This window comes from Enterobacter cloacae complex sp. 2015409, assembly GCF_041365315.1.
In the GTDB taxonomy this organism is placed as follows: Bacteria; Pseudomonadota; Gammaproteobacteria; order Enterobacterales; family Enterobacteriaceae; genus Enterobacter; species Enterobacter pseudoroggenkampii.
Genome location: NZ_JBFTVM010000001.1, coordinates 2744700 through 2756978, shown reverse-complemented (window position 1 = coordinate 2756978; position 12279 = coordinate 2744700). Strand labels below are relative to the sequence as shown.

Genomic DNA, 12279 nt, shown 5'->3' with positions numbered 1-12279 from the left:
GCAACAGATCCGGCTCTGCCAGCGCTTCGCTCACGCTCCGAAAGGTACACGAGCACCCTGATAAGGTGTGATCTCTCTGACAATCTGATTTGGTCACTGGTGACTTTCGCAAAGCGAAACCAACTAGGTTGGCCTGATGAAGTCGCTACGCTCCGCTTGTTGCTTGTACCACTAACGGGGCTTTATGGCTTCTATTGTCTTAAATCTGATACATTGCACAAACATCATGTGGATTGCTGTAAAGTTCATCAGTATGATTGCTTGTACAATCAGCGATTGGGAAAGCACTTCTGGAAGATAAGGGACGAGACGATATGAAAGTGACTGATGAGGCTTTGTTACGTTCAGGGTTTACGCAGCCCGAATTGCAGAAGATAAAAAGCAATATTGAAAAATATGGAGGAACGCTTGGAGAGGCCATAAATGACCTCGCTAGGCGATTTGTTACCTTAGCGGGAGTGGTGGCTGTGTGTGCCTTAATCCTACTGCTACTTATCGTCTTCAGCTCACCTGATAGAGCATTTGCATGGGGGCTGGCGATGATCTTTGGGGTTGCCATTATGTCCTTTGCACAGCCGCCGGTAATTTCCTATAAATCCTGGCGTTACCGAAAAACTATCAAGGATTAACTGGTTCCATTTTCGGTTGTCAATAGATCGAAAATCACTTTTGCTTTAACACCATAACCGACAATCTTCATTGTTAGCTTAGGAGTGCTCATTGTGCTGACTTTGCGATAGTAATCGTGTGGAAGCCAGCGGAATAATCTCCAGGCTCCAGTTTTTCGAGCGAGTCCAACAATGCTGTACACACTGGCACCAAGAGTAACACCATTATAGAGAGCCAAGCCCGTGTTAGGATTAAATCCCATGAACTGGGCCGTATGCATCGCGGAGTCAGCAATGATACCTTGCGAGGGTATATGTCCTGCTGGCTGATCAAAGTTGAGCACTTCTTTCGTTAATCCGTTCATTCCATCGGCAATCAGGACTGCCCCAGCCAGCATACCAATCGGCCCCATAGTGGATAACATCATAAAGCCACCAAAGAGAACCACGCCTGATAGCACCACATTTACAGCGGATATAACATAACCGACGATTTTATTATTTTCCTTAACAAACTCGACCTTCGCGTAAAGCTGTGCGGACTTGGTTTTTAATAGACGCTCTTGTTCAAGCAGGTTGTCTGTTTCAGCACGAAGATTTTTGATGCATACAATACATTCTTCATCGGTTTTAGCTCGTCGTGCTGTTTCAAATTCTTTATCTACAACCTGTTTTATCTCTCCAACAAACTTGATACGTGTTATCCCATCTTGCAAATAGAATGCTGATAGCCGATTTGCTGTTTCGACGAGTTTCCGGGCTTCCAGATTCACCATGGTATCTGACCATGTTCTGTTCCAGCCCCTGTTGAGCAGCGCAATATCCATTAAAGACTCCTTCCCAAAATGTGTCTGGTCATTTTACGTGCAATAAGGTCGAAGACAACAGGAAATGCTTTCCCAACGTCTGATTTTAGCGGAACGAACACATAATCAAACTCTGGGACTCCACGCGGTAATTCTCTATTTTTCATTGTCCGACGTATCAAACGTCCTGGAGTACGTGCAGGATCGTCTACCGGGATGGGGTCAGTCCAACATGACTCTGAGGCGTCTGTTAAACCTGTGGCGATTCATAGTGCTTATTGATCCTCAATCCTGTCTGCTATCTCTGGTAATTCCTCAGTTGGGCTAGTGTTTAAAAAAGCACATCTTAAGGGTATTCTTGCATGAACATAACTACCATGAAGATAGGCGAGCAAATGACCAGTGAACTAACGGAAAAAGATCTACTGGATAATGGTTTTTCGAATAAGCAATTGTCTCGTCTGAAAGAGGTATTGAGTAGTAATGAAAATACTGGCGAAACGCTTTCAACATTAATAGATGAACTGAGCAAGCGTTTTTATGGAGGGATTATCTGTCTGATGCTTATCCTTGCACCGCTGATTTTCCTTCCCATCTTTTATACGCCCTCGCTGCTGTTATATTACTTACCTGTTGCAATTATTGGCGTTATTGCGGTCTGGTATCTGATTCCACTTGGCCTCACATGGAAAGCGCATAAAATGATGAAAGGCCGGTAGGCTTCTCACTCACTCCTGACAGAAGGAAAACATCAACACTTCTTAGGCATCATGCGCCAGGTTCCTCTGACAGCCCCGACAAACCATCACACATCTCCTGCAACTCATTAAACATCCTTGCCACATGGAAGCCATCGCACACCGAATGATGGACCTGCACCGCGAGCGGCAGCAGCACTTTTCCATCCTGCTCGTAGTATTTTCCAAACGTGAACATAGGCGAAAAGAAGTTCTTCATGTGCGCAATGTTCATATTAAAGTTCGTAAACGTTACCCACGGAATCGACGACACGAAAAAGACATTTTCCCGGGACTCTTCCTTCGGCCAGTAAGAAAGGCTATTTCCATAGCGGGCCGTATCTTCTGCATACGTGTTCTGAAAGTGATGAATATTGCCGTCATAATGGCTCCATAGCGACGAAAACGTCTCCGTTTCGGGATGGAAAATCGTATAGCTTGGATGAATTTCATTCCAGACGACGAGCTCATCATCTTTCATGGCCATACGGAATTCCGGATGCCGGTTCATGATGTTAGACAGGAGAAAAATGATCGTGGGGTAAAACTTCCAACCCACCGCTTTGATATGTTTTCGCAGCGCGGTAATGTCGATCAGAACGGTTTGGTTAATTGTGCACTCAGCAAATGACTGGAAGATTTCAAAATGCTCCTTCCTTGGCCAACGAGATAAATCAACAGGCGTATAGGCCGGGGCTGTTTTTTTCATTGTTTAACCTTTGATTATCAATCGTCTACATGATTTTGGGCCAGAAACAACCGCACAACCATTTCAACCGTATCTAATCTTCCTGTCAATCTCAGCCTGTGGTTTTCCGAACAGGTATCCCTGCACGAGATCGCAGCCAAGCGCCTGAAGACGTTCAAGCTGCGCTTCGGTTTCAACACCTTCAGCAATGACCCGCATATTGAGGCTCTTCGCCATGCCGGTAATCAACTTAACGATATTTAGGGCATCATCCTGCGTGGATATCGGGTTCACAAAGGATTTGTCGATTTTAATTTTATCAAAATTAAGTTCACTCAGTCGTGAAAGCGAGGAATATCCCGTTCCGAAATCATCGATGGAAATTTTTACGCCCAGTGCCCGGAGCTTTTTGAGAATAGTGATCGGCATGTTGCTGTCACTGAAGAGCGAAGACTCTGTTACCTCTAACTCAAGTCGGTTGGCCGGTAGCCCCGTCTCTTTCAGAATGGACTGCACCATCGTGGTAAACGATTTAGTGCCTAGCTGAACGGGTGAGACATTCACCGAGATCCTGGCCGGCACCGCCCAGGACACCGCTTCCCGGCAGGCCATCTCAAGCACCGACTTGCCGATCTCATTGATCATCCCCGTTTTTTCAGCGACGGAAATAAAATAATCTGGCGCGAGTATCCCTTTCACCGGGTGTATCCAGCGAATAAGCGCTTCATAGCCGTAAATTTCATTGCTGAATGCATCGACAATAGGCTGGTAATACACAACGAATTCATTGTGATCGATCGCCAGAGCCATATCATGTTCAAGGGTCCTGCTTTCCTGCAGTCTTTGCAGCATCCACTGCCGGAAGACTTTGATCTGCTGCGAACCTTCTTTTTTCGCTTCGTAGAGGGCCAGGTCGGCAAATTTGTAAAGATAATCAGAGCGTCGTTCATTATCTGATAAAACGATGCCCACGCAGGTGGCAATTTTTATCAGCTGGTTATTAATCGTATAGGGCTGGCTGATATGATCGCTGATTTCTTTGGCGCGCGAAACGGCGGCGGTTTCCGTGAGTCCGCTGGAGAGAAGGGCGAATTCATCGCCGCCTAAACGGTAAAACGTATCCGTTGCGCTGCTCATCGAGGTCAGCCGTCGGGATACCTGATTCAGCAGCAAATCTCCCGTATCATGGCCATAGGTATCGTTGACCTCTTTGAAGCGGTCTAAATCAAATAACATCACCGTGACGGGGACGTGGTTTTTATCTGCTTGAAGATTAATTTTGTTGAGATCGTCCCAGAAGAAAAGGCGGTTTTTCATGCCGGTGAGGGAGTCATGATAAACATCATATTCCAGCTTCGAGTTCTGAATTTGCAGTTTTTCTTTTGATATTTGAAGTTCGTCAGCCAGGCTTTTAACCTGCATGTGTGCTTTCAGAATGTTTTTATTCTGGTAGATCATTAAGAAGCCAAGAATAAAGCTTAAAATCACCAGAAGCAAAGAAAGTGCGGAGTAAATATAATACAGAATTTGTATTTTGTTGTTGGATTCATTAACCGTGTTAATATCTTTTGTTAATGCCGTTGCAGACAGCTGGCTGAGCGGTGCATCGAGCTCATGCATATTTGTCAGGTATGCCTGTAACTCCGGGTGGCTCATTTTTTCAAGATGACTATCCAGATAGGCCAGTATTTTTTCTAAGCGTAAAGCGAGCTCCTGATGCGTTTTATCGCTGTCAATGTAGCGACCTAAATCGCCTCCCTTCATTAAATCGCCCTGACTGAGCATAATTTCGAGGCGCATGCGGACCTGGTCTATCGTAACGTCATCAGTATCGGTTGCGTATAGACCAAGCCATGATTCAAAACGGTAATACTCTGATACCAGTTGTGCCACGGACCAGGACTCAGTGTATTGAGTCAGTTTTTGCAATTCCTGCTGTCGATCATAAACAAGGTATGCAATATATCCTGTCGTGATAAAAAGAGAAAAAATGATACCAACCAGTATCCTGTTCATTATGTTCTCCTGAACGACTACTCAATCTTCATTTTGCTTACCTGCCATGCTGATCGTGAGTAATAAATCTGATTATTCAACTCAGGAAGACTGTCATAGGGGTATACAATGAACGATGGGCCTTTATCGCGGATGCGCATATATTCGCCATTGACCTTTAAGGCAAGTATGGCGTTGTATTTTTTAAAGTCGCTGAGAGGGATGACGGTTGAGTAATCATTGAGCGCAATAACATTAATGTTCGTACCTTTTGCACCCACATAATCCATGAGCTTGCTCATTGGGACACCCTCAAACTTCGTACGACCGTTATACCAGGGGGAAGTCGTCTCGAAACTCACTACTCCGAGTTTTTCAAGACTGGCGAGATCAAACACTGCTTTTCCATTTTCATTGGTATTTTCTATATTACCGTAAATCGTTAAAATGGGTTTACCAACTGGTTTTGGCAGGTCGCCAGCCCAGGTTACACTTTGTACCAGACAGCATAACAGCAGTAGGGTTAATCGCATTTTGACCTCCACCTTTTTAACAGAAGTATAAGAATTATAATTTAGATATCACACGAGTTGATATATTTTGTTGGGGAGTAGGGGGTTTTATCGTTTTTATTGATGTAAAGTCATTTTAATCAATGAGTTAGGTGTTGCGGGTGTCTGGGTGTTTGATACTAGAGCGACGCTTAACTTTTTGATAAAAGCTAAAATTGCGGGCATAAATGCTCTTCTGTTTAAAAAATAATCGCTTTAATTGAGAGATATTATCTTCCACGATAATTGCGGGGTGTCCGTGGCTTTTTGGCGCGCGAATCTGGCGACGAAATACGCGCCCCGGTTGTGTGCGCTGTTTCAGGATGATGATAAGCGAGGACACGAACATTCTGATTGTGCGTGTCCCCTACCGCTTGCCTTACTTCACGTCATCCCGGATGGCTGACGCCGACTTACCTCCTTTCGCCATGCTGGCAAACACTGCGTCCCGGTAGATCCACGCATGAACGAGTGCGGCGGAGAGATGGACCAGCACCACGGCAAAAAGCAACTTTGCCAGAAGGCTATGGGCGTCGTGGCACCAGGCATAGAGTGCTGGACTGGTCGGGACAATCGCCGGCAGGTTGACGCCATCAAACATGACAATTGGCAGGCCCGCTGCCGACAGCTGCGCCCAGCCCAGCAGCGGCATTGCCAGCATTAACCCATACAGCATCCAGTGTGATGCCTTTGCGGCAAGCACCTGCGAGGCGGGCAAATCGGCAGGAAGTGGGGGCGTGCGGCTCAGGAGCCGGTTGACCAGACGAACCAGTGCCAGCAGTAAAATGGCGATCCCCAGCGGCCGGTGGAGGTCGATTAGCCAAATCCGGTGATGTAACGACGTCATCATCGCGGCACCGATGAAAAGCATGGACAGGATCATCACCGCCATCAGCCAGTGCAGGCTTCGCGCCAGGGTATTGAAATGCTGCGGCGCGTGCGCTCGCATATCTTTATTTGAGTTCATTTTACCTCCTGCTTTTGCACGGCTTCGGTGGCTTTGCCGTAGCCGATTTCCCGCTCACGGCGGCTGAAAGAGTGGGAGTAGGCAGCGGAGCGGGCGTTTAAGATGGGATCATCAGACACCGCAACGCCTGCAGGAACGACAGAAGGATCAAAGTTAACGTCGCGGCACGCGCCTGTGGATTGTGCTTCGACCCGCGTCACTTCCAGCGTGCCGGCTACCACCTTTTTGCGATCGTCCGGCCATGGCTGGGAAGGATCATCCACCGGATCGCCAGACTGTGCGAGCTGCAAAACGTAATCCCAGTAGAGTGGCTTCTGCGCCAGGCGCTGACGCAGGTTTTCGAACAGGAAGTTGTCATCGACTTTCTGTCGTTGCTCATCGCTTATCGACAGGAAAGGCTCGTGCGGATGCATCATCCAGCGAACGGCCTGGCGATCCCCCCGCGCGTTCACAAGGTAAAAGGCGTTAATGCTGTAAAACGTCGCGCCTGCGAAGCTGCCGGGCGCGGGTTTTTGTGCCGCCCATTTAAGGTATTTCTCCGCCTCCGGGTACGCTTTTAAAAAGTCTGCCAGACGCTGCGGATCCGGTTTTCCGGTGGCCGCATCAACGGCCGTGGCTTTTCGCAAGGCCAGAAAACCTTCCGGGCTGTGCGTGGCGAAGAAAGGCTCGTTGTTCATCGCCATCCGCCATTGTTGCTTGTCATCTGTCTTCAGCAGCAGCGCCATGCTCAGGGTTTTGGTCGTACTATCCGGGGCATGCGGATCGCCAGTACCAATAGAGAATCGACCCACCACGGGTACTTCCTGCTGCGAGAAGAGGCGGGAGGTAGAAATAGAAACCGCCGAGCCGTTTGGCGTAAAGGTGCCGGCAAAGCAGATGCCTTTTCCATGCGCGCGGCGAAAACCCGGTGGGAAGGGTTTCGGTGTTTCCCCTACCAGTGCCTGGCTGACCGTGCGTGAACCAAGCCAGCCCGCCGTCCATGCAAAAGCAGATGCCAGCGTACCGGCGACAACGGCGATCGCTGCCAGCGCGCCCCAGGTTTTTTTGGACCTCAAATCCAGTTTCGACATAGACGTTTTCCCAGAAAAAAATATCTTCACCTGTCATGCGCAACGTATTGCGCGTGACAGGTGTTAATACAGTGGCGAATATGGCTCGAGTATAGGAACTAAGGGGCGTAAAGAAAGAATATCACGAAAAGTTTAAACCTTTCCGCTGTCAAAAAGGCCGGGTTACTCATCGTGTCGGAAGTTGTGACCGAGTCGGTGACCCAGCGAGAAAGAGTGGCGAAACAGGTAGGCGATGGCAGAAAATGTAAATAATGAACAGAAGGGAGTATGCGATATTATCGCTGAGATCGTCAGTTAACGGTTTCAATCTGTGTCTGAATAATTGCCTGATTTAGGACGCTTCTTCCACTGGGAAGCGTCCACTTTTTTATATATTGAAAAATATATTTCTGATATTAAGCAACGCTTTTCCTGTACAGAAAGTCCTGGTATTTCTTCCATTAAATGTTCTCTTTTATTTGACGCTCACATCCCTGTGCTGAATAACGATTAATGTCCTACAGATGCGGCATCAACAACGCGAGAGGGTTTCGGTGCTAAAGCAATAGCAAAAGCAGCGATAAAGAATATGACGCCTATCGACATCATCAGATTATTGGTTGAAAGCATCATGCTTTGGCTGTTAACCATCTTGTCAAAAAGCTCGCGCACAAATTGCCCACCTTGCTGAGGTGCCGAGTTGATGTACTGTGAAAGATCGCCGGTAGGATCGACAACGGACGCCAGCCTGTCATGCGCAATATAGCGCTGGTCTTGCCAGGACGTTGTCACGAGCGATGTGGCAAACGCGCCTGATAACGTTCGAACAAAGTTCATTAACCCGGCCGCCGAGGGCATTTCCGCTTCATCTACAGAGCCCATTGCAAGCCCCGTAATCGGGACATAGTACAACGGCATGCCAACGCCCATGAATAACAAAGGGACACAGATGGACCAGTAATCCATATCGGTCGTTGCATAGGAGCGCCAGAAGGTATCGAGACCGAGCCAGGCACAGCCAAAGAAGATAAGAATGCGCGGATCGATTCTGTTGGAAAGGTTAGCGGCAACCGGAGAGAAGACCACCTGCAGAAGGCCGCCCCAGGCAACCACAATCCCTGCCCATGTTGTTGTATACCCTAAGTTATATTGTAGCCACAACGGCGTGAGAACATTCAGACCAAAAAAGCATCCAAACGCAAGCGCGAGCACAAACATGCTGGCCGAAAAACCACGATGGCGAAAAACGCTGATATCGACAATCGGATGGTCAGCGGTCAGCTCCCAGATGCAGAAACTTAAAAAGCCGATACAGGCCACAATCGCCAGAACCCAAATTTCTTCTGAGGCAAACCAGTCAAGGTCTTTCCCTTCATCCAGCATGATCTGCAGTGCGCCAACCCAGATAACCAGTAAAACAAACCCAACGATATCAATAGCGTTATTAACCAGCTCATCTTCGAAGATTTTTAATACTGACCACGCGATGACTGAAAAAGCGATAGCCATCGGAACGTTGATGATAAACACCCACGACCAGCTGTAATGATCGCAAATCCAGCCACCGAGAACCGGGCCTATAACGGGCGCCAGCAATGTCGTCATTGCCCATAATCCCGTCGCCTGCATGGATTTTTCTTTCGGGAAAATACGCAGGAGCAACGTTTGTGATAGGGCCATCAGGGGACCTCCCGCCATGCCCTGAAAAACCCTCATCATCAGCAGCATTCCCAGAGAAGTGGAAAGGCCGCAAAGCAAAGAAAAAATGCCAAACATGAACACGGAAATGCAGAAAACGCGCACGCCGCCGAACCGGGTGGTTAACCATCCTGATAGCGGCACCGTTATGGCTTCAGCCACGGCATAGGCCGTGATGATCCAGGTTCCCTGGCTGGTTCCTGCGCCCAGGGCGCCAGCCATGTTGGGCTGAGTGACGTTTGCAATGGTCATATTGAGTACGGCTAAAAAGTTTGCCATTGCAAGAACCAGGGCACCCACCCATAACATACCGCCCTTCAGCGAAGGCGGCTGGTTATCGATAACGAATGTAGACATGGCCTGGTTTCCGTTATTCACTTTTTAAATTAACTGTCGCTTTCATGGACAGCCCAACCCGCAACGGATGTGCTGCAAGCTCATCAGCATTGAGTTTGATGCGCACGGGCAAACGCTGAACAACCTTAATCCAGTTACCCGTTGCGTTCTGCGCAGGAATAACTGAAAACGCTGCGCCGGTGCCGCCATCAAAGCCTTCTACCGTTCCATGGAAAGGAACGTTGTCGCCATACAGATCGCTCACCAGTTCCACTTTCTGCCCCACTTTCACATGCTGGAGCTGAACTTCCTTGAAGTTGGCATTGACGTGAATTTGCTGTACCGGCACCACGGACAATAACGGCGTGGAAGGCTGGACACGTTGCCCAAGCTCGACCTGGCGACGAGCAACCACGCCATCAACTGGCGAACGGATCACGGTTCTTTCCAGATCCAGTCTGGCCTGATCGCGCTTTGCTCTGGCGAGAGCGACTTCTGGGTTGGTCTCGGTATTTGCATCCTCAATCATTACGGCATTCGCCTGTCTTGCACCCACTGCCGCCTGTCTTGCTGCATCGGCTTGCGCCACAGCGGCTTTAGCGGCATTCAGGTTTGCCAGAGCGGAAGCATAAACGTTTTGAATACGCGTCAGTTCGTCGCCTGAAATCGCACCTGTCTGCATGAGCGCCTCGCGTCGCTTGAGGTCAACCGTCGCGCGCTGGAAGTCAGCGTTTGCGGCATCAACCTGGGCCAGCAGACGTTTTTGCTCTTTTTCATTTGCCACAACTTCAGCGCCGAGTTTTGTGTCGGTGGCCTTATATCCATTTACCCGCCGAATGGACAGGTTCAGGTTTGCTTCCGCCTGATTAAGGGCTAACTCTGCATCAGTAGGATCCAGCTGGATCAGAACATCGCCTTTTTTTACCACCTGAGAATCCGTGACGAGGATGGCACTTACCGTACCGGTGATCGCGGAAGAGAGCTGAGCGGACTCGACATCGGTATAGGCGTTATCGGTCTCAACATAGCGAGAACCCACTAATTCCCAATATGCGAACGAGCCTGCGCCAGCCAGCGCGATGCTTAATGCAAGATAAGAGAATAAACGTTTTCTTTTTTTCTTTTTGATATCGGATGATTCAATATTTTGATTTTCAATAGCTGCAGAATGACTCATTTTATTTCCTTTCTTTCCACTATTTAGTAATTAACCTGGTGTTAAAAATCACTGTTTGCTCGAGGTATATCCGCCGCCCAATGCACGCGCTAATGCGACGTCAATCGTAAAGGCACGGGAATTTACATCGGCTAATTTTCTGCGGGCCGCAACCAGCTCATCTTCCGAGGATAAAACGTCGAGATAATCAGCGACCTTTCCTTCATACCTTTGTCTGGTGAGCGAATACGCTTTTTCTGCCGACGTGACTGCACCCTGAGAATAAAGCATCTCGTCTTTCAGAGAGGCTCTGCTGGTGAGTGCATCGCTCACTTCACGAAGTGCATTCGTTAACGTGGCGTTATAAACGTTCACCGCAATATCATATTCACCGCTGGCGTATTTCAAATCACCCTGTAGCTTTTGCGTATTAAATATTGGCAACGATATGGCCGGACCAAAACTGCCAATTGCTGAGCCACTCCGGGTAAGGTTGTTAATACCCAGTGACTGGAACCCGGCAAAGGCAACCAGATTAACGCTGGGGTAAAAACCGGCTTTTTTCTGTTTGATTTGCTCTGCTGCAGCCTCTGCGCGTAAACGTGCCGCGACAATATCAGGACGTCGACCAATCAGATCCAGCGCAATATTGGGAGGAAGTTCCTCATGCGCTAAAAGCGTTGCCTTAGGCGCGGTTATGGCCAGCGATCTGTCGGGCCCATCACCGATCAGTGCAGCGAGGGCATGTTTTTTGATCGCAATCGCTTCCTCTATTGCCACCAGATTTGCTTTTGCGTTGAGTTGACGCGTCTCAACCTGTTGAAGGCTGGATAAATCTTCAAGCCCCGCATCATGTCGTTGCTGGAACAACGCGAGCGTACTGGTTCGTATAGTGAGGGTATCGTTAAGCGTTTCGCGTACGGTGTATAAATGCGCCAGCTCCGCGTAAACGGTAACAATAGAAGAAGAGAGCACCAGCCTTGTTTGCGCTTCTTCCGCTACAGCCGCCATTTCACCTGACGTTGCAGCCGCGAGCGCGGCGCGGTTTTTACCCCAAAAATCTATTTCCCAGCTCATATCCAGCGTGGTACGACCATAGCTGTTCCAGTTTTGAGGCGTTGCGCTTTCAGGCGTCACATAGTTGTAACTCATTTTGTCCCGCATAAAGCTGGCGTTTGCGGTGACCTCAGGGAAAAGCGAACCGCTCGCACTTTGCGTCATCGCCTGCGCTTGTTTCACGCGAGCTTCGGCGATGTTAAGCGTAGGGGAATTTTTAAGCGCGTCATCAATCAGCCCGTTGAGCTGCTCGTCACCGTATTTCTTCCACCAGTCATCTTTCGGCCACTGGCCGTTCTGATGTGGGAAACTTTGATCGCTTTTAAGTTGTGTGACCGTCTTCATAGGCGGTGGGGTGCCAAGGTCGGGGATCATGGCGCATCCGCTCATACTGATGGCGGAAATGACAACACAGCCCATCACTATTCTGGACCGGGTTAAACCGGAAATACGACACCCCAGCAGTGTCTCCTGAAAACCTTTCATCAGTACGCTCGTCATGCTGTTCATAGAGAAGTCCAAATACAGTACCGTACAGTACGGTACACTTTATATCTTGACTTCTGAGCGTCGTCAAATGAAAATGTACTCGTCAGTACGATTACGAACCCTACTACCAGACGTGATTCCGA

Annotated in this window: 11 protein-coding genes; 2 read left to right on the top strand and 9 right to left on the bottom strand. The window is 48.7% G+C overall.

Features of this window, described 5'->3' with window-relative positions:
- Nucleotides 1–314 precede the first annotated feature (314 nt).
- A complete protein-coding gene (locus ACDO57_RS13435) occupies nucleotides 315–629 on the top strand; it encodes a hypothetical protein (protein WP_020882780.1) in 315 nt (104 codons plus the stop codon).
- Here ACDO57_RS13435 and ACDO57_RS13430 read toward each other — a convergent pair.
- Nucleotides 626–1435 (bottom strand): DUF4225 domain-containing protein, encoded by an 810-nt coding sequence (locus tag ACDO57_RS13430; RefSeq protein ID WP_024909473.1) that lies wholly within the window; start codon nucleotides 1433–1435, stop codon nucleotides 626–628. The two genes, ACDO57_RS13435 and ACDO57_RS13430, sit on opposite strands and share 4 nt — an antisense overlap.
- A gap of 341 nt (nucleotides 1436–1776) precedes the next feature.
- Between ACDO57_RS13430 and ACDO57_RS13425 the strand changes: the two genes are divergently transcribed.
- Nucleotides 1777–2133, top strand: a complete 357-nt coding sequence (locus ACDO57_RS13425) for a hypothetical protein (protein WP_230581871.1) — start codon at nucleotides 1777–1779, stop codon at nucleotides 2131–2133.
- A gap of 49 nt (nucleotides 2134–2182) precedes the next feature.
- Here ACDO57_RS13425 and catA read toward each other — a convergent pair whose 3' ends face one another.
- From catA to ACDO57_RS13385, 8 genes are all read right to left on the bottom strand, one after another.
- On the bottom strand, nucleotides 2183–2860 hold the full coding sequence (gene catA / locus ACDO57_RS13420; RefSeq protein ID WP_370884096.1) for a type A chloramphenicol O-acetyltransferase: 678 nt from the start codon (nucleotides 2858–2860) through the stop codon (nucleotides 2183–2185).
- Nucleotides 2861–2923: 63 nt separating this feature from the next.
- Nucleotides 2924–4855 carry a bifunctional diguanylate cyclase/phosphodiesterase gene (locus ACDO57_RS13415; RefSeq protein WP_032646104.1) on the bottom strand — a complete coding sequence of 644 codons (1932 nt, stop codon included), beginning with the start codon at nucleotides 4853–4855 and terminating at the stop codon, nucleotides 2924–2926.
- A 17-nt stretch (nucleotides 4856–4872) separates the two neighbouring features.
- Nucleotides 4873–5367 carry a molybdopterin-dependent oxidoreductase gene (locus ACDO57_RS13410; RefSeq protein WP_048990400.1) on the bottom strand — a complete coding sequence of 165 codons (495 nt, stop codon included), beginning with the start codon at nucleotides 5365–5367 and terminating at the stop codon, nucleotides 4873–4875.
- Nucleotides 5368–5764: 397 nt separating this feature from the next.
- Nucleotides 5765–6352, bottom strand: coding sequence for a cytochrome b (locus ACDO57_RS13405; RefSeq protein WP_370884095.1), 588 nt, complete (start codon nucleotides 6350–6352; stop codon nucleotides 5765–5767).
- Complete coding sequence (locus ACDO57_RS13400) at nucleotides 6349–7422, bottom strand: catalase family peroxidase (RefSeq protein ID WP_370884094.1); 1074 nt, start codon at nucleotides 7420–7422, stop codon at nucleotides 6349–6351. Before ACDO57_RS13400 ends, ACDO57_RS13405 begins: the two co-directional genes overlap by 4 nt.
- A gap of 489 nt (nucleotides 7423–7911) precedes the next feature.
- Complete coding sequence (locus ACDO57_RS13395) at nucleotides 7912–9456, bottom strand: DHA2 family efflux MFS transporter permease subunit (RefSeq protein ID WP_228117533.1); 1545 nt, start codon at nucleotides 9454–9456, stop codon at nucleotides 7912–7914.
- A 13-nt stretch (nucleotides 9457–9469) separates the two neighbouring features.
- Nucleotides 9470–10612, bottom strand: a complete 1143-nt coding sequence (locus tag ACDO57_RS13390) for an HlyD family efflux transporter periplasmic adaptor subunit (RefSeq protein ID WP_032646109.1) — start codon at nucleotides 10610–10612, stop codon at nucleotides 9470–9472.
- A 48-nt stretch (nucleotides 10613–10660) separates the two neighbouring features.
- Nucleotides 10661–12157, bottom strand: coding sequence for an efflux transporter outer membrane subunit (locus ACDO57_RS13385; protein ID WP_370884093.1), 1497 nt, complete (start codon nucleotides 12155–12157; stop codon nucleotides 10661–10663).
- Between the last annotated feature and the right edge of the window lie 122 nt (nucleotides 12158–12279).